Below are 22,999 nucleotides of genomic sequence, written 5' to 3'. Positions count from 1 at the left end.
CATATGGAAACACAACAAACTATAACAGTTACAAATGAATTTGGAAAAAAAGTAGAATTAGAATTAGTGGACAGAATAAGCATTGGAAAGGATACTTATGTAATAGTATCTCAGCCAGGGTCAGATACTGCTAATGCTTATAGAGAAGTTAGCAGAGAAAATGGAATGATAGAATACGCATCAATAGGCTCAGGAGCAGAATTCCAGAGAGTTTTAAAGGCTTACAATGAAAAAGAATAGTTAGTATATAGAAGCCACCTTAAGGCGGCTTCTATGCTTAAATATAAGCTAATTTTCTAAAACTTCTATGTCTTTAGGCATATCAGCTTCTATTAACATTCTTCCCTTTTCAGAAAGACTATATATTTTCTCAGGCTTATCCTTGCTTTGAGTACTTTTTAATAAGGAACAGTTTTCTAAGTCCTTAATGGAAGCTCTAACGATAGCACGGTACTTTTTTACAAACTTGGAACATATGCTGTCAGCATCTAAATGTTTATCGGGATACAACTCATTCATTATTTTCTTTGCATAAGGCCTGTGACTCTTTTTTAATTTATCAAGCATAGTAACACCTTCCTATCTTCATATAGTTAAACTTGATAAATAATATGAAAAAGTATGATATATTATTCTTAAAAGAAAAAAATATTTTACATATACTTGTAATAAGCTATAGAATTTATATAATTAGGTTGAAAGAGGTAATAGTTATGATGAGGTATGTTATAGTATGCTTATTAAAAGGAGAAGTACTTAATTTTCATGAGGCCATAGTAGATGATGTATGCAAAAAATTTGATGTCAAAAGACAGAGGCTTCCTGCTCATTTTACAATTAAAGCACCTTTTGAAACTGATAATATTAAAGAGATAGAAAAGATTACAGAAGAATTTTGCAGCAAAAATGTAAAAACTCCAATCAGTATAAAAGGCTTTGGACATTTTAGAGATAATGTTATTTTTATGGATATTCATCCTTCAAGAGATGCTGTTGAAGTTCATGATAAATATATTGATGAGCTAAAAAAGTTAAGTTGGTTAGAATGGAAGCGAAATGAAGGTGAAGATAAAAAATTTCACTGCACTATTGTTTCAAAAAGAATAAGAGAAAAATTCAATGATATATGGCAATATATTTCAAATTATGAAGCAAATTTCCAGACCTATTTTGATAATATATCTATTTTAATATGGAAAAACTATAGATGGGAAACTTATAAAGAATACAAGTTAAACTAGCTTATAATGATTTATAAATATACCTATAATTAAAAATGTATAAAAATATATAATATAAATAAAATAAGTGGTAAAAATAAGAGGGTAATGTACCCTAAAAAAGAAAGGATGAAAATTTATGAAAGCTTTTGTAGATCAAGATACTTGTATTGGATGTGGATTATGTCCTTCAATTTGCCCAGATGTTTTTGATATGGGTGATGATGGCAAAGCACATGCAATTGTTGATGAGGTTCCAGGAGATGTAGAAGATTCTGCAGTAGAAGCACAAGAATCTTGTCCAGTAAGTGCTATAAAAGTAGAGGAATAATCAAGCATCAAAGTTTTATTGAAATTATAAAAGCCGTGTATACAATATCACGGCTTTTATATATAGATATATATAAACTTTTTAGATTTTTTAAGAGCTGCTTTTTAAATCCTCTGTTATATTGAACAGATTCTCTATGTGATAATTATATACAATATCTAAGTCAGAATTAGAAGATTGTAATTCCTGCTCACCCATATCAAATAAAGCTCTTGCTTTAGCAAGGTTTTTCTCGTTAAGAAAACACATAGAATTTAATGAATTAAGCATAAATAAATGGCTGTAAGCTTTTTTGGAAAGCTTAAGAACCCTTTGAAGGTCAGCTATTTTATGAGAGTCATTTTTCTTAGGTATAATTTCATTCATATAAGATTTCATTAGGTTTTCAAAAGAGGATATTTTATTATCTAAAACTGATAAATTTACATCTCTATTATGGCAGAGTTTATCGCAAAAAAGGTTATCTATTATAGATATTATTTCTCCTTTAAACTTATAGAAATTATCAAAGTATCTAGGTGGATATATAAAATAGTTTACTAAAACCGCAATAAAAATTCCTATAAATGTTTCTATAAGTCTATGTGTGCTATAAGAAAGAGGAGTTTTATCATTTAGATTAACCATAATAGCAATAAAAACAATACAAGCTATAGATATAGATTTATTATAGCCCAGCATATCGCATATATAAATTAAAATAACAATGCCTATAGCAACAAGGAATGAATTTCCTGGCTGGATTAAAGCAAATATAAATCCTATCAAGGCTCCAATGAAAGTCCCTATCATCCTATTTTTACCGGTTTTAAAGGTCTCAAAAACCGAACTTTGCATACATATTACCGCAGCTATACAGGCATAAAATGGAGAATCGAAAGTATCAAACATTCTTATAACCAATATGCATAAGAAAACAGAGATAGCTGTTTTTAGATTCCTCATACCCACTTTTTTCATGTTAAAAATAGCCCTCCTTTAGTGAAGTGAATTGCGTTATTAGTATATTATTATACATAACTCATTAATTATAGTAAATGGCAAATGGAGTGATCCTATTGTTTTTTAAAATTATGCATAATCCAATACTTATAAGCTAATATTAATATTAACTTATAAAAACACTAATGATTGGTAACTAAGTGCCAAAATGTTAATGTTTGCTGGATTCTTGGGGGTGCTAATATGGTAGAAGCTGTTGAATTTATGAATTTTAAAGCTTTTAAGGATTCTGGTAAAGTAGATTTAAAGAAGATAAATATACTGGTGGGTCCTAACAGTGGAGGAAAGTCTAGCTTTATAAAAGGAATACTACTATTAAAAAATACCATGGAGAGCAAATACAAAGAAACTGCCATAGATATGAACAAGGAAATAGGGGATTATACAAGCCTAGTCTATAATCATGATTATAATAACAAAATAGGCTTTAAAATAGAATTTAATAAAAACCCTTTGAAAAAAGGCTTAAGTACAGAATACATACTATTTAAAATAGCATATGAAATTAGAAATAAAGGTAAAGAAGACATAAAAGACATCTTAGATGAATTGATTAAAAAAAGCGAAAGTTATTCTATAAAGGAAATAAGCTTTTCCTTAAATAAAAATGAAAAGGAAAGAATAGTTGTAGATAGATTTAAAGTAAAATACGAAGGAGATAAAGAACTAGAAATATACTCCAATGGACAATATTATTGTGTCAATATAAATGACATTACTATAGAAATTCCTAACTTAATAGTGCCTGACAGGTTTTACTTTAAAATAAATGAAGAGCAGTTGACAGAGGCAACTATAGATGAGCTTAAAAATATCGCTATAGTATATGTTACATTTGAAGCTATAAAAATAAAATTAAAAGAATTTACGGAAAATATAATTTACATATCTTCTTTTAGAAATAAGCCTGAAAGAGTGGAATACATAACTAAGCTATCCTGCTTTGATACAGTAGGAAGCAGAGGAGAAAATATGATATCTGCTCTTATGGGTGCGCAAAACAATATAAGAGAAAAAATAAATTTTTGGCTAAGGAAATTTGATTTAGCTGAAAGCATAGATGTTAAAGCTTTTGGAAATGGAACATATTCTCTGTTTATAAAAGATAAGTTTACAGGTATAACAAATAATCTATTGGATGTAGGTGTAGGCACATCACAGTTGCTGCCTATTATAATTGAATCTATAAATTGTAAAGATAACAGCACTATTATTATTGAAGAACCAGAGGTACACATTCACCCAGGTGCTCAATCGAAATTAGGAGATTTATTCGTTGAATGCTGTAAGGATGGAAATAAGCAATTTATAATAGAAACTCACAGTATATTTCTAATAACTCAAATTGAAATATTAGTAGCTCAGGGAAAAATAGATGCTAAAGATATAGGAGTTTATTACTTTAAACATGGTGAAAATGGTGCCGTAATTAAAGATATGAAATTAAGTTCTAATGGACAATTTGAAGAATCTTGGCCTAGCGGTTTTTTTGACGTTAATTATAATTTAGGAAAGACCTTATTTGAATTTATGTAAGATAGGTGAAAGTATGAGACTAGATATTACCTTAGACAAAAATACTATAAAAAATAAATTTAACATAGATGCAAAATATGATATTTTAAGAAATCGAATAAATAGGCATATATTAGTGGTAAGCAATGAACTTAAAGCTATATGGGATGAGGATGCTGAAAAAAATAACTATAAACAGGCTTATGATGAATGGTTTTTATCTATATTAAGGGAAAAAACAAAAGTTAAGAAAGTAAATATAGGAGATTTAAAAAAGAATAATGATGGAATTCTAGATGAAAGAGAGGTATTAATAAAAACAGCTCTCTTGTCAGAGGATAAAATCTTAATTGGGGATTATAATAGCAATATAAAGGGAAGATATAATCAAATTAAATTTATATCAGAAGAAATATTTATAAGAGAAGATAAGCAAACTGTAAAGCTTAGTGATATAGAAGATGTTATTGTTAGGAATAAATATGATACACTATTTGATATTTATGAAACTCCTGTAAGAATAGAAGTAACCTATGGAAATGCAGATATATTAGCAAAATATTTATCTAAATTTTATAAAAATACAAAAAGTATTACAATAAAAGATAGGTATCTAAACAATCCAGAAAATGAGAGAAATCTTAATAATTACATACTAAAATATATAAATAAAAAAGATTGCAAAATAAAATTTATAACCTATTGGGATAAGAAAACTAAAGATAATTTAAAGGAGAAGTTTACAAACTATGAAGGATACAATAGTGAAGCAATTTTATCAAAAAAAGAGATGGCTCACAGCTCATATATTGAAACGGATGAATATATAATAGATTTAGGATATAGGCTAAAGGTCTTTGGAGGATCAGAAAATGATGGGGAGACTGAATATGAGATAATCAATATAACAAGAAAGTAGAATTTAACAATAATAAATTTTAAGCTCTAGGACACTCTAAATAGTGAGGTTATATTTTAACCAGAAAATTGGAGGTGTCCTATATTGAAACAGGAACTAATGAATAATAGAGAAAGTCATGACTATAATAGAAGATTATTCAATAGAAAGGGATATAAATCAACAGAAAATCAATTTGCTAAGAATCAAATTGTGCAAACTATAGAAAGTAATGCTTATAACAAGAGCGGAATAGAAGCAAAGAAAAAATATGAGTTAGATTGATAATGTTTTAGGTTTAAAAAGGTAATTACACTATAGGAATTTAGAATGTGTAATTACCTTTTTTATTTATAGGTAAAATTGTATTTGTAAGGAAAAGAAAATTTAAAAAATTGCGAAAATTATAAAAAAACTTTGTTAAATGATTGACAATATACAAAAAAGATGATATATTATAATTACAAAGATAAACTGATTATTTTGAAAATTGCTTAAAATTATGATTATAAAAAATTAAGGTTAGGGGTTGGGAAAAATGAAAGAAATAATAGTAAGAGATATTTTGGGAACTAATTTTACACAAGAAGACATTATAGTTTTAAAGCAAATGATGAACTCATATATAGATGATGATATCGTATTAGATTTTCAAAATGTTGAAGAAGTTCCATGCACATTTTTCGCAACACTACTAGTAAATCTTTTTTTCAGAAAAGGAAGAGAGTATGTTTTATCACATTTAAAAGTTAAAAATTTAACCAATACTGAAGCTTTTAACAGAGTTGCTTATGGAACATCCGTTTATAAAAATTAAGTAGATAACAATTGTCCACATTAAAATTAATAATAAATCCCAAACAAAGAGTGCTCGTTAAAGAGCACTCTTTATTTGAGTGTTTTTAAGGACATACTTCATGCCATTCTTCTATTAAATCATTGGTATTGATACCTAGTTTTAACGGAAGTATTCTTATATCTGTGTATAAATCTTCATCATAATAGTCACATATATAACAATGTAAGGAAGTAGAAGATAAATGATGAAATTATCTTTTAAGCTCAAGCCAGTATTTACAGAACAACAATTAGCTATCATTGAGGGATTATCTTATCATACAACAAAGCTATATAATATAGTTAACTATGATTTTAGAGAAAATGCTTTTAAACCTTATTTAGATATATTTAATGTAAAAAGGAGTATATTGTTATGGGGGAAGAATTCTTAAAAGCTCTGCTTAAGGCAACTTCTGAAGGAATTATAATCACTGACGACAGTTTAAGAATTGTAGAATACAATGATGTAGCTTTAGGAGCGCTGGGACTTAGACGTAATGAACTTAAAAATAGAAATATTAACGAATTTCTAACTAATATTGATTTGATAAATAAATGTATGAAATCAAGAAAAGCTTATAAAAGTGAAGAGTGTATGTTTATTGTCAATGAAAATAGAATTAGATGCATTACCAATATAGTACCAGTAGAGAAGGAAGAGAAAGTAATAGGAATCATTATTACATTTAGAGATACAAGACACATACATAGAGTAGTAAATAATGTGGTAGGATACAGCGCTGCATTTACTTTTGAGGACATAATAACCAAAAATCAAAATATGAAAAAGATAATTCGATGTGCTAAGAAGGCAGCAAATACAGATTGCAATATTTTGCTGGAAGGCAGCAGTGGTACTGGAAAAGAAGTTTTTGCTCAAGCTATCCACAATTACAGTAAAAGAGCAAGAGGGCCTTTTGTTGCTGTAAACTGTGCTGCTATACCAAGAGAGCTTGTAGAAAGTGAACTTTTTGGGTATGAGAAGGGAGCTTTTACTGGAGCGAATAAGGGAGGATATCCTGGAAAATTTGAATTAGCTGAGGGAGGTACCATATTCTTAGACGAGATAGGAGAATTGCCTCTAGATATTCAGTCTAAACTTCTTAGAGTTTTAGACAATCACAAGATAGTAAGGGTGGGTTCCACCTATGAAAAGAAGGTTAATGTAAGAGTCATAGCTGCTACTAACAGAAACTTAGTGGATGAAGTGGAGAAGAGAAACTTTAGGTATGATTTATACTACAGACTAAACGTAATTGGTATTAAGCTTATGGATCTTAAAGATAGAAAAGAAGATGTTGAGCCACTAATAAAGTATTTTATATATAAGTTAAATAAACAGAATATGAAGAATAAAGGTATAGAAAAAAATATTATAGAAGAGTTAAAAGAATATAAATGGTTAGGAAATGTAAGAGAGCTTAGAAATTTGGTAGAAAAAGCATATTATCTTTGTGATGATGATATAATAACTAAAAATTTTATGGATAATTTACTAACTCATAAGCCAAGACTTATAGAGAGAATAAAAAACAGCGATAATGAAGTAGTTTTGAGTAGAGATGATATAATGCCTCTTAAACTTATTGAGGAACAGAGTATAAGAAAAGCTTTGATATACTGTAAGGGGAATGCAGATGAGGCTGCAAAAATTTTAGGTATAAGCAGAGCTACTATTTATAGAAGAATAAATAAATATGGAATAAAGATTAGCTCAATATGATATCAAAGTGATAAAAAGTAAAATATCTCAATATAAGATATAATAAGAGTTGTATAAGGATAAAAACTATACAGGGAGGAAGAAGAATGAAGTATATTGATTTAAGAAGTGATACAGTAACTGAACCTACTGAAAAAATGAGAGAGGCAATGTTTAAAGCTGTAGTTGGAGATGATGTTTATGGTGATGACCCAACAATGAAGGAACTTGAAGAGTATGGAGCTAAGTTAGTTGGAAAGGAAGCTGCTTTATTTGTACCAACAGGAACCTTTGGAAATCAGCTTTCTTTATTTACTCATTGTAAAAGAGGTAATGAGGTAATACTAGGAGACGACTGCCATATAGTTGTTCATGAGGTTGGAGCAGCTTCTGTAATAGCGGGAGTTCAATTGAGAACATTAGTGAGCAATAAAGGAGAACTAAATCCAGAAGACATAGAAAAAAGAATAAGAACAGAAGATGAAGACTTGCATTATCCTGGTACTGGATTAATCTGCCTTGAGAATGCACATTCTAACGGAAGAGTTATATCTCTAGAAAATATGAAGAATATATATGAGATTGCTAAGAAACATAGTATTCCAGTACATCTTGATGGGGCAAGACTTTTTAATGCTGCAGCATATCTAGGTGTAGAGGCTTCGGATATAACTAAATATTGTGATTCTGTTATGTTTTGTTTGTCAAAGGGTCTGTGTGCACCAGTTGGTTCTATGTTAGCTGGAAGCAAGGAATTTATAGATAAAGCTAGAAAGAAAAGAAAGCTAATGGGTGGCGGATTAAGACAAGCTGGAATATTAGCTGCTGCAGGATTAGTAGCTCTAAAAGAAATGAGAGAAGGTTTAAAAGTAGATCATGAAAATGCTGTACTTATGGGAGAGGAACTATCAAAAATAGAAGGAATTAAAGTTAGAAAAGATGACATTCATATAAATATGGTGTTTTTTGATATAAAAGATACTGGATGCAGCAGTGAAAAGCTTGTACAAGGTCTTCTTGAAAAAGGAATAAAGATAAATGGAGAAGAAGGTGGAGAAATAAGATTTGTTACAAACCATTGGGTTACAAAAGAAGATGTGCTTTATGTAGCACAATGTGTTAATGATATAATTAGAAGTTAAAGATTATAGTTTGATAAATGATATCTTTAATAGTGATAATAATCAAAATACTTAATGAAAAACTGCAGCATGATAAAGCTGCAGCTTTTTCTATTGAATATCTATCTTTCTTCTATTTTGTTTTCCTTTGTTTAATTTAGGAAGTGTAATTTTTAAAACACCATCATTAAAGGTTGCTGTTATCTTACTTTCGTCTACATTGTCTATATAGAAACTGCGTTTTAATTCTCCATAGTGTCTTTCACGTCTAACGTAATTTTCATTTTTGTCTTCTAAAGATTCATCACGTTTTGCACTAATTGTTAAATAATTGTTGCTAAAATCTATATCGATAGCTTCTTTTTTGATTCCAGGCAAATCTGCTTCTACTAAATAATTTTCGTCGGTTTCTTTCAAGTCTACCTTAAAACTTCCTTGAAAGTTGCCTACAGCATTAAAGAAGTCATCATCAAAAAAGTTTTTAAATAATGGAGAAAAGAAATCATCTCTTCTAGCTAAGTTATTTCTTCTAAAAGGAACCATATCAAACATTATTAAATCCCTCCAATATATTTGATATACTTTTAATTTATATTTATATAGTAGAATAAAGGTCAAAGAAAGTCAAAGTCTAATACTAAGAGCTTCTTCAACCTAGATTAAAAAAATTAATGAAATGGGTTCATAAATTATTTTAAACAAAATTTTAAGAAATAAACTAGGCTGTTTTAAAGGATTTTCGAACTTAAAGTTAAACTTTTAAAAAAAGCTTTATGAAATTATATTGACAACTAAGTACAAATTTTTTATAATTAAGAACAAATATTAATAAGCTATTTTATTATTTTAATTTTATTATTTTAAAGCTAAGACGGAGAGAAAAATACCATGTTTTATCTAAAGAGAGCTAACATTTGGTGAAAGTTAGTGTTAAAAGGGTATATAATGATCACTCCAGAGCTGCCGAACTGAAAAAACTTTTAGTAGGTAAGGACGGTAGTCACCGATAAATGACTAGGCTAAGTAAAAAATACTTCGGCCTGATAATGAGGCATTTTTTAATAAATGCAAATTAGGGTGGTACCACGAGTGTTAATCCTTCGTCCCTATGAATAAGTATTCATAGGGACGAAGGATTTTTTGCAAAAAAAGTCTTAAAAGGCTGTTCTTACTCAATTAAAGTATAGTGAAGGTATTCAAAAGGGTAAGGAGGTGTAGAGTTTTACAAGGGGCAAAATCGTTTATGGTTTTAATTTCAAAACTTTAATTAATAAGTTTATAAAAGGGGGAAGTAACGTATGAAAAGAGATAGTTTTGCAACAAGATTAGGGCTTTTAGCTGCAGCTGCAGGTTCAGCGGTAGGCTTAGGAAATATATGGAAGTTTCCTTATATAACAGGTAAGAATGGTGGCGCAGCATTTATATTGGTTTATTTAGTATGTATTGTTGTTATAGGGGTACCTGTTATGCTTTCAGAATTTGCATTAGGAAGAAAGACTCAAGCTAATGCAGTGGGAGCATATAAAAAATTAGAATCTAACAAGCCATGGCATTTGACGGGAATATTAAGCGTTTTAGCTGCATTTATAATATTATCATATTACGCTATAATAGCAGGATGGGTGTTTTCATATATATTTAAAGCTATGACAGGGAAATTAACAAGTGTAGCACCAGCTGCTTTGGGTGACTATTTTAATGGAATTATATCTCAAACTGGACAGCCTTTATTCTGGAATTTCGTTGTATTAGCAATAACAGCTTTTGTTGTAATTGCAGGTGTAAAGGACGGAGTAGAAAAGTACAGCAAGATATTAATGCCAATTTTATTTGTATTATTAATTGTACTAATGATTAGATCAGTGACTTTAGACGGGGCGTCAAAAGGTTTGGAATTTTTATTTAAGCCTGATTTTTCTCAACTTACTCCAGCATCTATTTTAGAAGCTGTAGGACATGCGTTTTACTCTCTTAGCTTAGGAATGGGAATAATTATGACATATGGTAGTTATATAAAGAAGGAAGAGAATCTAGTATCCTTATCTCTTCAAGTAACAGTATTAGATACCTTAGTTGCATTAATGGCAGGAATAGTTATTTTTCCAGCAGTATTTGCCTATGGATTAGAGCCAAACTCTGGACCAGCACTTATATTTGTTACCTTACCTGCTGTATTTAAATCAATGCCATTTGGGTCATTTTTCGCAACACTCTTCTTTGCATTAATTGCAATAGCAGCTATAACTTCAACTATATCACTTTTAGAAGTTGTAGTAGCTTGCTTTACAGAACAATTTAGCATTGAAAGAAAAAAAGCTACTATTCTTATTGCTATAGCCTTATTTATAGTAGGAATACCAAGTACTTTATCTTTTGGAGTATGGAGTGACGTTTCAATATTTGGCAAAAGTATATTTGATGCTTTTGATTTCCTAACATCTAATATATTCTTGCCTTTTGCAGGAATATTAGTTTGTATCTTTGTTGGATGGATATGGGGGTCTAAAAATGCAGCAAAAGAAATATCTAGTTATGGAGCATTTTCATTTAAGTTAGAAAAAGTATATAGTTTCGTAGTTAAGGTACTTGCACCAGTGGTTATAGGGATGATCTTTTTATACTTTACAGGAATAATGGATAAATTAAAGAGTGTAGGAACTATGTTACCTAATATAGTTTTAGGAGTAATAGGATTGTTAACTATAATTCTTGCACTTCTACACTTTAAAACTGAAAATTCAAATGCATCAGAAGTATAAAAAATATAAAAATTAGATTATAGTAGATAAGCTGGATTGTATTAATATGCAAATGAACTTAAATGCTGAATTGAGCAAAACCCAATTCAGCATTTATTTTTTAGTTTAGCACTATAGACTGCATATTTTAGACTAGATATTGACAAAGAGGTTAGTGTAATATATATATTAGATTTTTATTTGAAAAGGGAGGAGAAAAGATGATTAAAAAGTTTATAGGATATTATAAGCCTCATATGAAGCTTTTTATATTGGATATGGTGTGTGCATTTTTGGCAGCTGCTGCAGATCTTTTTTATCCAATGATATCTAGAAAGATTATAAATGATGTAATACCTAATAGGCAATTAAGCCTTTTATATAAGTTAATTATATTCTTAGCAGCATTATATATATTAAAGCTTATATTTAATTATATAGTTGAATATTGGGGACATGTGGTAGGAGTAAGAATGCAGTATGATATGAGGAAAGAGATATTTTCTCATCTTCAAAAGCTGCCTTTTAGTTATTTTGATGATAACAAGACAGGACATATTATGTCTAGAATAGTGAATGATTTAATGGAGGTATCAGAGCTTGCCCATCACGGACCAGAAGATTTATTTATATCTTTAGTAATGCTTGTAGGATCTTTTATAGCTCTATGCACTATCGATTGGAGGCTTACATTAATAGTATTTGCTTTTGTACCAGTTATGATCGTATTTGCTATAAAAAAGAGAGTAAAAATGAACAATGCTTTCAAAGAAGTTAGAAAAAAAGTTGCTGATGTAAATGCTCAACTTGAAAACAGCATATCTGGAATAAGAGTTGCAAAATCTTTCACTAATGAAGATTATGAAATGGAAAAGTTTGATGAGGGAAATGATAGGTTTAGAATATCAAGAGAATTTGCATATAAGGCTATGGCAGAGTTTTATTCTGGAATACATTTTTTGATTGATATACTAAATGTAATTGTAATTTGTGCAGGCGGCATATTCACATATAAGGGAATAATAACTCCTGGAGATTTGGTAGCTTATCTTTTGTATATTAGTATATTCATGCAGCCTATTAGAAGGCTTACTTCATTTATAGAGCAATATCAATCAGGAATGACAGGCTTTGAAAGATTTATGGAAATAATGAACATACAACCAGATATAAAAGATAGAGAAGATGCTGTAGAGCTTAAAGATGTAAATGGAAACATTGATTTTAAAAATGTTACTTTTAACTACAATGATAAGGAATCTGTATTATCAAATATAAGTCTTAAGGTGAAGGCGGGCAAAACTCTAGCGTTAGTAGGGCCATCGGGAGGTGGAAAAACTACTCTTTGTCATCTCATACCTAGATTTTATGAAGTTACAGAAGGAGATATATTTATAGATGGTAAAAATATAAAAGATTTAACCTTAGAATCTCTTAGAAGAAATATAGGTATTGTGCAGCAGGATGTATTCTTATTTACAGGAACCATAAAAGAGAATATTCTTTATGGAAATCCAGATGCTTCAGACGAAGAAGTAATAGAGGCTGCTAAAAATGCTAACATTCATGACTTTATAATGAATCTTCCAGATGGTTATGATACTTATGTAGGGGAGAGAGGAATAAAGTTATCTGGAGGACAAAAGCAAAGGATATCAATAGCAAGAGTATTCTTAAAAAACCCTCCAATACTAATATTAGATGAAGCTACATCAGCCTTAGATAATGCTACAGAAATAATCATTCAAAAGTCCCTTGAAAGACTATCAAAGGGCAGAACTACTATAGTTGTTGCTCACAGGCTTTCTACTGTAAAAAATGCAGATGAAATAATAGTTCTAACAGCTAATGGAATTGAAGAAAAAGGATCTCATGAAGAACTTTTAGATAAAAACGGAATATACGCAAAGCTTTATAATTCACAATTTAAAGGCTATATTCAAGATGAAGTATAATGTTTTTACTTTATATACCATGGTGGTATGGAATTAAAGAAGAATCCTTGGTTATAGGAAATAAGAGCATTATTATAGGTATAAGGTTATTTTCTTATTCCGATATAAAAGATATTTATTTTGAAGATAAGAGTATTATAATAGCTACGAAAGAGAAGAATTTTAAAATTCCTAATTGGATGGTTAGAAAAAGGAGATTTCAACTGGAAAGAGCCCTTGAAAAGGTAAGTTTAAAGAGTAAAAATTAAAGAATTTTCCTTTTTTATATATTGAAATGATGCAGTGATTTTAGTATAATTATTTAAGTGCTAAAATAGAATAAAATTTCTTATCAAGAGAGGTGGAGGGACTGGCCCTATGAAACCCAGCAACCTAGAGCTATGCTCAGTGGTGCTAATTCCAACAGGTGTATTCCTGACAGATAAGTATTGAGACTCTTCTTACAATTATCTGTAAGAAGTTTTTTTATTTTATAAGACTTTAAGTAGTTTTAAGAAGTTAGGTTTAAATAAATAGAAATAGTAAGGGGGAGAAACAAAAGGTGAAAGAAAATAAGAGTTTAAAAGTAAAAGGAAATCCATAGGCATTAATTCCTTTAGTGATTTTTCTAGTTATGTATCTTGTACCATCTATAGTAACTAATGACTTTTATAAGATGCCAGTTAGTGTTTCATTTATAGCAGCAAGCATAGTTGCTATAGCTATGAATACAAAGGAAAGCATAAATAAAAAGGTGGAAGTTTTTTGCAAAGGGGCAGGGAATACAGATATTATATTGATGATTATAATATTTATATTAGCCGGAGCTTTTGCAGAGGTTGCTAAGGTTATGGGAGCTGTAGACTCAACTGTTAATCTTGGACTTACAATTTTACCAGGCAATATACTTATTGCTGGTGTTTTTATAATTTGCTGTTTTATATCTTTATCTATAGGTACATCTGTAGGAACTATAGCAGCCCTTGCACCTATGGCCTTAGGAATAGCTGAAAAAACAGGAATACCAGTTGGACTTGCTCTTGGAGCTGTAGTAAGCGGTGCTATGTTTGGAGATAATCTTTCTATGATTTCAGATACAACTATAGCTGCTACAAGAACTCAAGGGTGTGATATGAGAGACAAATTTAAGATGAATTTTGCCATAGTTATTCCAGCAGCAGTAGCTACTGCAGTAGTCTTTGCCTTCATAAACATTGGAAATAATGCAGCTTTAGATGGAAGTTATAGCTATAGTATTATTAAAGTGCTTCCTTATATGGTAGTTCTTATTGCGGCTTTAATAGGAATTAATGTAATGCTTGTACTTGTTGGAGGTACGATTTTTGCAGGAGCTGTAGGAATAATGACAAATACCTTTGATGTATGGGGATTTTTAAAGGCAATTCAAGATGGAATAGCTGGAATGTCGGAACTTATAATTATTTCTCTATTAATAGGTGGAATGGTTGAGGTAATTAAATATAATGGTGGAATTGACTTCCTTTTAAACTTTATTACAAAAAGAATAAAAAGCAAAAAAGGAGCAGAGTTCGGAATTGCAGCTCTAGTAAGTGTAGTAGATATATGCACAGCAAACAATACTATCGCTATTGTAATGGCTGGACCTATAGCAAAAAATATTGCAGATAAGTATGACATAGATCCAAGAAGAGCTGCGAGTTTACTTGATATTTTTTCATGCTTCTTCCAAGGAATTATTCCTTATGGAGCACAAATTTTAACTGCTGTTGGTGTAGCAGGTGCCATGAAAATATCGCCTTTTGATGTTATGAGATATTTATATTATCCTTATCTAATGGGAATATGTGCTATACTTGCTGTAGCTCTTGGAATACCTAGAGTTAAGAAAGCGGTAAAAACAGAAATGTAGGAATGTTTCTCATGATTTAGAAGTAAATTGTAAGATGATTTATTTGAATGGAGAAGTGGAGAGCTGAAACAAAAGAAGGTATACAATAGGAAAAGGTGTAAAGCTATCCACTTCTCTATTAATAAAAGATGCTTTGTATTTTTATTACTATTTTCCAAATACTTGTTCTTTAAGTTTAAGACCTGTAGGTGTAATTGCAAGACCTCCTTGGGCTGTTTCACGAAGTTCGCAAGGAAGGTGTCTTCCAACCTTATACATTGCCCAAACTGCCTCATCAAAAGGAATCATACTTTTAACTCCGCTCATAACTAAATCTGCTGTAGTTAGAGCAGATACAGTTCCAGCAACGTTTCTCTTTGCACAAGGCACTTCTACAAGTCCTGCAACAGGATCACATACTAAACCTAATATATTCTTTATGACAATAGCTCCAGCATCTAATGCCTGTTCTACAGTTCCACCCATCATTTCAACTACAGCACCAGATGCCATAGCTGCCGCAGAGCCGCACTCAGCTTGGCACCCACCTTCTGCACCAGATACTGTTGCATTTTTTGCTATAAGCATTCCAATTCCAGAAACGGTAAGAAGAGCCTTTACTAAGTCATCTTCTGATTTACCTAATTTTTCACCAGCAGAGATTACAACTGCAGGCACAATACCACAGGATCCAGCAGTAGGGCAGGCAACTATTTTACCCATAGCAGCATTAACTTCAGAAGAGGATAATGCTCTAGCCATGGCTTTAACCATAAATTTTCCTGTTAGAGTATTATCACTTTCAGCGTATTTGTTTAACTTTACAGCGTCTCCGCCTATAAGTCCACTTACAGATTTTATGTCATTTTCTAAAGCGTGATTTGCAGAATGTTGCATAACCTGAAGTGTTTTTTTCATCCTTTCAAAAACTTGTTCCTCTGTAAGAGAGCTATTTTCAACTTCAGATTTTAGTGTGTATTCCCAAATTGAATAATTTTTATCTTTACATATATCAATAAGTTCTTTTCCACTATTTACAAACATGGATTAACCCTCTCCTTCTATTATTGGATTTATAAACTTAATACTCTGTATTTCTGGAATTTCTTTTATCTTTTCAATAATATAGCAAGGAACAGTATTATCAGTTTCAAGAGCCATAGCAGCTTGAAGGCCTTTACTATTTCTATATACTTTCATAGATCCGATATTTATATTCTCGTTATATAGAAGTGTAGTAATTTTAGAAATTACTCCAGGAGTATCCTTGTGAAGAGTTATCAAAGTTGGATAATCTCCTCTAAATTCTACGGACTGGCCATCTATATCAAATATTAATATGTTACCTCCGCCTATAGAAGAACCTGTAATTTGGGATATTGTTCCATCTTTTTTTGTTATTATAAATTTAACTGTATTAGGGTGAACTTCTCCTAAATCTCCTTCTGTAAATATGATCTCTATACCTTTTTCCTTAGCTATTTCAAAAGAGTTTTTTAAATTTTCATCCCAAGGATCCATTTTTAAAATTCCAGCAACTAATGCTTTGTCTGTTCCGTGACCTTTATATGTCTTAGCAAAAGAGCCGTGAAGAATAAATTCTACCTTCACAGGATCGCCGCCGCAGATTAGACTGGCAAGCTTTGCAAGTCTTGCAGCACCAGCAGTGTGAGAACTTGAAGGTCCTATCATTATTGGCCCTACTATATCAAAAATGCTGTAATTACTCATTCAAATAACCTCCTTTATTATCTATAAATTAATTTATGTAGAAATAAAAAGTAAATTTTAAAATATAGTCTATTTTATTAATTTCTAATATGGGAAATTAATATTCAAGGTTCATCATAAAAAATAAAATATTTAAATAAATATCCCTCCTATTTAACATAAGAGGGATATTTATTTTATTGCTAATCTGATTTAAGCTTGTTTTAATTTGTAGCTTCAGATTTGCTCCATTTACGTTGGAAGAAGTCAACTATCATAGCTACAGCTTGGTCTCCAGAAACATTACAAGCAGTACCAAAACTGTCTTGAGCTATATATAAAGCTATCATTAAAGCTGTCATTTGTTCGGAGAAACCTAACATTGAACTTAGAAGTCCTAAAGCCGCCATTATAGCTCCACCAGGAACACCAGGAGCAGCTACCATAGAAACACCTAGCATAGCTATGAATCCAAACATTGTAGCAAAACTTAACTTCATTCCAAATAGCATTGATACAGCCATTGCACAAGTTGTAATAGTCATTGTGCTTCCAGATAGATGAACAGTAGCGCAAAGAGGTATAACAAACTCACGAATTCCTTTTGAAATACCCATTTTTTCTGAACATTCTATATTTACAGGAATAGTTGCTGCAGAAGATTGAGTTCCAATAGCTGTTAAATATGCTTTAATTTGTATTTTTAATGATTTAAATAGATTATTTTTACTAAAACTACATCCAACTGCGAATTGGAAAGTAATCATTGTAAGATGTAGAATGATAATAATTAAAAATACCTTCCAGAATACAGAGAATACTGCTGAAACTTGTCCTGTATAAGTCATATTAGTGAATATTCCACATATGTGTATAGGTAATAAAGGAATAACTACTTTTTCAATAACAGAAGATATTATTTCTTGTACACCAATAAAGGCATCTTTTAATGTTTTGTTCTGAGTCTTTGCTATTCCTAATCCTAGTATAAATGATATTATAAGTGCTGATATAACGTCTGCTAGTGGTGGCATTTTAATTGTAAAGTAAGGAGCTAAATCTTCTTTAGCAGATGCAATCTTGCTCATAGCATCAGAAGTTATTATTCCAGGTAGGAAGGTCTTGCCAACAATTAATGCATAAGTTCCTGAAACAACTGTGAAAATATAAGCAAAAAGAACTGTTATGCCTAAAAGTTTTCCTGCACCTGTTCCAAGATCAGCAATACCGGCAACTATAAAGCCTATGATTATCAGTGGAATTACAAAGTCTAAGAAGTTTGCAAATATGCTAGAGAATGTAGCAAAAATTCTAGCAAATCCTACTGGTGCAAAGTTGCCGATAATTACACCAAGTATGATTCCGATAATGATTTTAGGAATTAATCCTAGTTTTTTCATATACAATTCCTCCTTAAATTTTATTATAAATTTATTATAAATATAAATTTATTAACTATGCAGTTATAGTAATACATATATGTATATGGGTATAATAAATAATATTTTGCAAATACTCAAATATAGGCTATTTAATTTGTTTTATTTGAGCGATATTATTATGGGAAAGCATTCTATTTACAGAAAAATGAATTATATCCAATATTAAAATTCAAATTATATAATCAATATTAGAAGATAAAATCAATATTAATTATGAAACGTTTACAATATGAAGTATAGCATATGGGAAAAAGTATTTCAACTAATTTTAAAAAAATAAATGAATTTTATGAAAATATGTATGTGCACAAAATACAAATGAATGTGGCTTAACCCGCTAAAAATAGACATAAAATTATCGTATTATATATAATGTCCGTATAATAAATACAAGTGTGTTCTGTAGGAAAATTCTAAAAATTTTTTCAAATAAAATAGTGACAATTTATAAATTTAAAGTATAATGAAAATATGTAAAGGTTTAAATATAATATTTCAAATTATTTAGATGAAGCGGTACAATGAATAAATTGCATAATTACAACACGAGACTTATATGCTTTTCACCCGCAAATTGAAAAAATACAAATATTATAATTGGGAGGATTATATATGACATTAGACTTAAACAAAATTAAACAAGCACAAAAGAACATTGAAGGTGTGGTAAGAAAAACACCATTAATTTATTCAAGCACATTTTCAAAACAATCTGGATATGAGATATATCTAAAGTGCGAAAATAAGCAAAAAACTGGTGCTTTCAAATTAAGAGGAGCTTATAATAAGATAATGACTTTAACACCAGAAGAAAAAGAAAAAGGAGTATTAGCATCATCTGCAGGAAATCATGCACAAGGAGTAGCATATGCTGCAACTGCTTGTGGAATTAAATCAACTATAGTAATGCCAGCTACAGCACCACAAGCTAAAGTGGAAGCTACAAAGGGATATGGAGCTGAAGTAATTCAATATGGAGAAGTTTATGATGAATGCTATGAAAAGGCTTTGGAAGTTTTAAAAGAAACAGGTGCTACTTTTGTACATCCTTTTAATGATGAAGAAGTTATGGCAGGACAGGGAACTATAGCTCTTGAAATTTTAGAAGAATTACCTGATGTGGATGCTATAGTAGTTCCAATCGGCGGCGGCGGATTAATATCTGGAGTAGCTGTAGCTGCTAAGTCTATAAAACCAGACATTAAAATAATAGGAGTGCAATCAGAAATAATTGCGTCAACAAAGGCTTCATTAGAAGCAGGAAAGGTTGTAACCGTAGATGGTGCTAAATCTTTAGCTGATGGAATATCTGTTAAAACTCCAGGAGATATTAGCTTTAAATATATAAAAGAATATGTGGATGAAGTTGTTACAGTTTCAGAAGATGAAATATCTTATGCTATGTTCTCATTAATGGAAAGATCAAAATTAATATCAGAAGGATCAGGTGCCACACCTCTAGCAGCTGTACTTGCAAATAAGATAAAAATAGATGCCAAGAAAATTGCTCTTTTAATCAGCGGTGGAAATATTGATATGGCAATGATATTAAAAATACTAAATAGAGAGTTAATACTTCAAAAAAGAAGATTACGCTTTAGTGTAGAGTTACAAGACAGAGTAGGAGAGTTAGGAACACTTATAAACCATATCGGTAAGTTAGGAGCTAATATTGTATCTGTAAGACAGGATACAAACTGGGAAGAAAAGGGAATCGATTTTGCAAATGTAGTTTTCGAAATTGAATCTCAATCAAAAGAACATTCAATAAAAATAATGGAAGAATTGAATGGAAAAGGATATAATGTACAAAAGTTAAGTTTATTTTAATTTTAATCTAATATTGCTATCTCTCTTTAGAGAGATAGCAATATTTTAATATAAGATGCTTATATTTGTCCTAAAGCTTTCAAAATGATTTGAGCTATAACAGCAGAGCCTAAATAGGTTCCTAAGAATATAAAACAAGATACTACAATTATTCTCCAACCAGACTTTTTAAAGCTATCTAAATCTTTTCCTATAGAAATTCCTACATATGCAAGTATTGGAGTAGTTAAAGTTAGAAAATCTACCTTTTCCATATATTTTGAAATCAGTGCTGAGCATGGAACTCCGGGATAAGTTAAAATGCAGGCTAAAGTAACTATATATGCTACAGCAGGTATTTTCCCTGGAATTATTTTAGCTAATATGATTCCTAAAATAGCTATAATTACAAGTATAGCCATTCCAGGAAAGGCATCTATTATATTATTTTTAGGTCCTACCATATTTCCAATTAAGGATAGAATTCCCATAAGAACAAGTATAAATAGAGAATCTTTAATTTTCATAAGCTAAGCCTCCTTGGAAGTTTCTTTTTTCTTTGTTTTGACTTCTGGAGCTTGAATACCATATTTTAATCTATACATTTTTTTATATAGCCATTCTGTTAATGGAAGAGCAATGAATAGAGACATATAAAGACCATCTAAACCTGATAACATATTACTTGCAGCTCCAAAAGCGGCAAGAGTTTCTTGCATATCAGGGAACATAGCGGTTAAGGAACCAACAGCAGCAGTCATCATACTTGCACTTCCTACTCCGGATGCCATTGCGAGAGAATAAGGATGAAGTGGAGTATAGGCTGCGCAGAAGCTTGCTAATAATCCAAAGAATACTGTTCCGAAAACGGTGCCACAAATATATACTCCCATAACACCTTTACCTTCATCACCTTCTAAGCCGTATATGTCGCTTATCAATGCGACGTTAGGTTCGCGAGCAATAGAATGAGCTGATCCTATGGCTTCTCGCTTTAGTCCGAGAAGTACTGCTAAAGGAACTCCAAAAAATACTGTTCCAATATTTCCGAATTCTTGTAATATCAATGCAGGACTTGATTTTATTATTTTAGGAAGTGTAGGCCCTATCAATGTTCCATACCTTGCCATAAGAAGCATTAATGAAATTGTAATTAAGGAGCCTGCATCCTTCATATCTTTATCATTGACCAATTTTAGAAATTTAGGACCTAAGAATATGCCTATGATAAGGGCATAAAGCATAGGAAGAAACACCAATGTACCAGGACCAAGCTTAAGATTTATTACACCTATAAGCTCCGATATGACGACTAGAACAAGTACTATTATATGGTTTTTCCAATTTTTCATTTAATTCACCTTCCTTTCAAAACATCCTTCTAAGAATTTTATATATTCATCTTTACTCTCAAATGTAGGTTCATAAGAATCTATAATTTCTTTTGCAGCTTTTGCATTGTCATATAATAAGTCTATTACCGTCATTGCCATAAGTTTAGCTGGAAGAATTAGAGCTGCATCATAATTTTCTATTTTAAAATCTTTTGTATGAAGGTTTCCAGAAGCTCCTCCAATAAAAGGATGTATAGCTGGTATTAAATTTGATACATCTCCCATATCCGTTGAAGCTGTAAAATGCCCAGCGTCTATTATTTGCTTTTCAGGAAGAATTCCTTTTGCGTTATTTCTAAATAAGTCATTTAATCTTGATGAGCATTTTAAAGGAAGATGACCTGGAATTGTATTTATGACGGTTTTTGCTCCTATAGCATAGCCACCAGCTAATAAAGCTCTATCCACCTTATCATTAGTGTTTTTTATAGCTTCTACTGTTTTAGCTCTTACATAGGTCTCAATTTTTACATCGGAAGGAACGCTGTTTACTGTATCTCCACCTTTGGTTATTATAGGATGTACTCTTATAGAATCTTCATCTCTAAATGTTTCTCTCAAAGCGTTTATTCCCATTATTCCAAGCATTGCTGCGTTTAAAGCATTTATACCATCATGAGGAGCTTCTGCAGCATGGGCTGCCTTTCCTGTGTATTGTACGGTTTTACCTAAGAATCCATTACTGCTGTCGCCAATAGCTACAGTAGGTGTTGGACAATTTTTTAAAGAGTGGAACATCATAGCTATGTCTATATCATCAAACTCTCCTCTATATATTAATTCCTGTTTTCCTGCTAGAAAGTGTATCTTTCCTTCTTCTCTTAATTTATTTCTATATTCTATTTCTATATACTCTTCTGAAGGTACTGCCATAAAGGTTACATTACCACATAGATTATTTTCGATGCCTGATAACTTTAAACCTAGTGCAGCACCTAGCATTGCAGCAATTTGTAAATTATGTCCACATGTATGAGATGCTCCTGTTTCTTTGTTTGCATTTGGACTGTCGAAACATATGACACCATCTAATTCCCCTAATATAGCTACATTAGGTCCGTAACTTTCTTTTTTTAGACTGCCTTTTACCCCAGTTAAGGCTAAGCCGCTTCTGTAATTCAAATTTAATTCCTTCATAAAATTGCAGACCTTTTCAGAAGTTTTAATCTCTTTATAGCCTAGTTCAGGGCAGCTTTCTATATCTTTGGCTAAAGTTATAATTTTGTGTGCATTTTCATCGATAGATTTACACACTAGCTGCTTCATTTCATCCTTTTTCAAGTAAATCTCCCCTTTAAATAAAAAATTCACTTCATGGAAATATGACCAGATATTAAAGTTCAAATTTCTATGAAGCGTATAAAAATAACATGAACTTATTGATAGTATTATGGGAAATTATACCATAAGAGTACATGGATTTCAATACTTAAGTAATAATATTGCAGGTAAATTCATAAAAATTCAGTCTTA

Annotated in this window: 24 protein-coding genes, 1 riboswitch and 1 other annotated feature; of the genes, 15 read left to right on the top strand and 9 right to left on the bottom strand. The window is 30.8% G+C overall.

Annotated features, from left to right (window positions below):
- Positions 1-3: 3 nt before the first annotated feature.
- Positions 4-240, top strand: a complete 237-nt coding sequence (locus ACFWTK_RS03690; RefSeq protein ID WP_415874783.1) for a DUF1292 domain-containing protein — start codon at positions 4-6, stop codon at positions 238-240.
- A 48-nt stretch (positions 241-288) separates the two neighbouring features.
- Here the strand turns inward: ACFWTK_RS03690 and ACFWTK_RS03685 are convergent, their stop codons facing one another.
- On the bottom strand, positions 289-567 hold the full coding sequence (locus ACFWTK_RS03685) for a winged helix DNA-binding protein (RefSeq protein ID WP_415874782.1): 279 nt from the start codon (positions 565-567) through the stop codon (positions 289-291).
- 146 nt (positions 568-713) lie between these two features.
- Between ACFWTK_RS03685 and ACFWTK_RS03680 the strand changes: the two genes are divergently transcribed.
- A complete protein-coding gene (locus ACFWTK_RS03680; RefSeq protein WP_415874781.1) occupies positions 714-1,241 on the top strand; it encodes a 2'-5' RNA ligase family protein in 528 nt (175 codons plus the stop codon).
- 118 nt (positions 1,242-1,359) lie between these two features.
- The gene (locus tag ACFWTK_RS03675) at positions 1,360-1,551 is read left to right on the top strand and encodes a ferredoxin (protein WP_415874780.1); all 192 of its coding nucleotides are present in this window, start codon (positions 1,360-1,362) and stop codon (positions 1,549-1,551) included.
- A 90-nt stretch (positions 1,552-1,641) separates the two neighbouring features.
- Here the strand turns inward: ACFWTK_RS03675 and ACFWTK_RS03670 are convergent, their stop codons facing one another.
- The gene (locus tag ACFWTK_RS03670; RefSeq protein WP_415874779.1) at positions 1,642-2,511 is read right to left on the bottom strand and encodes an FUSC family protein; all 870 of its coding nucleotides are present in this window, start codon (positions 2,509-2,511) and stop codon (positions 1,642-1,644) included.
- A 225-nt stretch (positions 2,512-2,736) separates the two neighbouring features.
- On the opposite strand from ACFWTK_RS03670, the gene ACFWTK_RS03665 reads away from it, so the two are divergent.
- The 7 genes from ACFWTK_RS03665 to ltaE all read left to right on the top strand — a co-directional run bounded on the left by ACFWTK_RS03665 (position 2,737) and on the right by ltaE (position 8,650).
- On the top strand, positions 2,737-4,089 hold the full coding sequence (locus tag ACFWTK_RS03665) for an AAA family ATPase (RefSeq protein ID WP_415874778.1): 1,353 nt from the start codon (positions 2,737-2,739) through the stop codon (positions 4,087-4,089).
- Positions 4,076-4,987 (top strand): hypothetical protein, encoded by a 912-nt coding sequence (locus tag ACFWTK_RS03660; protein WP_415874777.1) that lies wholly within the window; start codon positions 4,076-4,078, stop codon positions 4,985-4,987. The genes ACFWTK_RS03665 and ACFWTK_RS03660 overlap by 14 nt, the downstream gene beginning before the upstream one ends.
- An 84-nt stretch (positions 4,988-5,071) precedes the next feature.
- Positions 5,072-5,251, top strand: a complete 180-nt coding sequence (locus ACFWTK_RS03655) for a hypothetical protein (protein ID WP_415874776.1) — start codon at positions 5,072-5,074, stop codon at positions 5,249-5,251.
- A gap of 253 nt (positions 5,252-5,504) precedes the next feature.
- Positions 5,505-5,783: an STAS-like domain-containing protein gene (locus tag ACFWTK_RS03650; protein ID WP_415874775.1), complete on the top strand. Its 279-nt coding sequence runs from the start codon at positions 5,505-5,507 to the stop codon at positions 5,781-5,783.
- A 223-nt stretch (positions 5,784-6,006) separates the two neighbouring features.
- Positions 6,007-6,198: a hypothetical protein gene (locus ACFWTK_RS03645; protein WP_415874774.1), complete on the top strand. Its 192-nt coding sequence runs from the start codon at positions 6,007-6,009 to the stop codon at positions 6,196-6,198.
- A complete protein-coding gene (locus tag ACFWTK_RS03640; protein WP_415874773.1) occupies positions 6,180-7,529 on the top strand; it encodes a sigma-54 interaction domain-containing protein in 1,350 nt (449 codons plus the stop codon). Before ACFWTK_RS03645 ends, ACFWTK_RS03640 begins: the two co-directional genes overlap by 19 nt.
- 86 nt (positions 7,530-7,615) lie before the next feature.
- Entirely contained in the window at positions 7,616-8,650 is a 1,035-nt protein-coding gene (ltaE, locus tag ACFWTK_RS03635; RefSeq protein WP_415874772.1) for a low-specificity L-threonine aldolase, read from the top strand.
- Between the two features lie 90 nt (positions 8,651-8,740).
- On the opposite strand, the gene hsp18 is transcribed toward ltaE, so the two are convergent.
- Entirely contained in the window at positions 8,741-9,181 is a 441-nt protein-coding gene (gene hsp18, locus ACFWTK_RS03630; RefSeq protein WP_415874771.1) for a heat shock protein Hsp18, read from the bottom strand.
- Between the two features lie 307 nt (positions 9,182-9,488).
- Positions 9,489-9,740: a binding site (T-box leader), on the top strand.
- 187 nt (positions 9,741-9,927) lie between these two features.
- On the opposite strand from hsp18, the gene ACFWTK_RS03625 reads away from it, so the two are divergent.
- From ACFWTK_RS03625 to ACFWTK_RS03610, 4 genes are all read left to right on the top strand, one after another.
- Positions 9,928-11,388, top strand: coding sequence for a sodium-dependent transporter (locus ACFWTK_RS03625; RefSeq protein ID WP_415874770.1), 1,461 nt, complete (start codon positions 9,928-9,930; stop codon positions 11,386-11,388).
- 200 nt (positions 11,389-11,588) lie between these two features.
- Complete coding sequence (locus tag ACFWTK_RS03620) at positions 11,589-13,322, top strand: ABC transporter ATP-binding protein (RefSeq protein WP_415874769.1); 1,734 nt, start codon at positions 11,589-11,591, stop codon at positions 13,320-13,322.
- Entirely contained in the window at positions 13,322-13,570 is a 249-nt protein-coding gene (locus tag ACFWTK_RS03615; RefSeq protein ID WP_415874768.1) for a hypothetical protein, read from the top strand. The genes ACFWTK_RS03620 and ACFWTK_RS03615 overlap by 1 nt, the downstream gene beginning before the upstream one ends.
- A gap of 77 nt (positions 13,571-13,647) precedes the next feature.
- A riboswitch (SAM riboswitch) is annotated at positions 13,648-13,750 on the top strand.
- A gap of 185 nt (positions 13,751-13,935) precedes the next feature.
- Positions 13,936-15,192, top strand: coding sequence for a Na+/H+ antiporter NhaC family protein (locus ACFWTK_RS03610; protein WP_415874767.1), 1,257 nt, complete (start codon positions 13,936-13,938; stop codon positions 15,190-15,192).
- Positions 15,193-15,339: 147 nt separating this feature from the next.
- On the opposite strand, the gene sdaAA is transcribed toward ACFWTK_RS03610, so the two are convergent.
- From sdaAA to ACFWTK_RS03595, 3 genes are all read right to left on the bottom strand, one after another.
- Positions 15,340-16,215 carry an L-serine ammonia-lyase, iron-sulfur-dependent, subunit alpha gene (gene sdaAA, locus ACFWTK_RS03605; protein WP_415874766.1) on the bottom strand — a complete coding sequence of 292 codons (876 nt, stop codon included), beginning with the start codon at positions 16,213-16,215 and terminating at the stop codon, positions 15,340-15,342.
- Positions 16,216-16,218: 3 nt separating this feature from the next.
- A complete protein-coding gene (gene sdaAB / locus ACFWTK_RS03600; protein WP_415874765.1) occupies positions 16,219-16,902 on the bottom strand; it encodes an L-serine ammonia-lyase, iron-sulfur-dependent subunit beta in 684 nt (227 codons plus the stop codon).
- A gap of 203 nt (positions 16,903-17,105) precedes the next feature.
- A complete protein-coding gene (locus ACFWTK_RS03595) occupies positions 17,106-18,281 on the bottom strand; it encodes a dicarboxylate/amino acid:cation symporter (RefSeq protein WP_415874764.1) in 1,176 nt (391 codons plus the stop codon).
- 654 nt (positions 18,282-18,935) lie between these two features.
- Here ACFWTK_RS03595 and ilvA point away from each other — a divergent pair.
- Positions 18,936-20,153 (top strand): threonine ammonia-lyase, encoded by a 1,218-nt coding sequence (ilvA, locus tag ACFWTK_RS03590; RefSeq protein WP_415874763.1) that lies wholly within the window; start codon positions 18,936-18,938, stop codon positions 20,151-20,153.
- Positions 20,154-20,212: 59 nt separating this feature from the next.
- On the opposite strand, the gene ACFWTK_RS03585 is transcribed toward ilvA, so the two are convergent.
- The 3 genes from ACFWTK_RS03585 to ACFWTK_RS03575 are packed head-to-tail and all read right to left on the bottom strand — an operon-like array spanning position 20,213 to position 22,807.
- On the bottom strand, positions 20,213-20,659 hold the full coding sequence (locus ACFWTK_RS03585) for a DUF340 domain-containing protein (protein WP_415874762.1): 447 nt from the start codon (positions 20,657-20,659) through the stop codon (positions 20,213-20,215).
- Positions 20,660-20,662: 3 nt separating this feature from the next.
- Positions 20,663-21,484, bottom strand: coding sequence for a DUF3100 domain-containing protein (locus tag ACFWTK_RS03580; RefSeq protein ID WP_415874761.1), 822 nt, complete (start codon positions 21,482-21,484; stop codon positions 20,663-20,665).
- On the bottom strand, positions 21,485-22,807 hold the full coding sequence (locus ACFWTK_RS03575; protein WP_415874760.1) for an amidohydrolase: 1,323 nt from the start codon (positions 22,805-22,807) through the stop codon (positions 21,485-21,487).
- Positions 22,808-22,999: the final 192 nt, after the last annotated feature.

This window comes from Clostridium sp. (assembly GCF_047777555.1).
Lineage (GTDB): Bacteria > Bacillota > Clostridia > Clostridiales > Clostridiaceae > Clostridium_H.
This window is presented reverse-complemented; position numbering and strand designations above follow the sequence as displayed.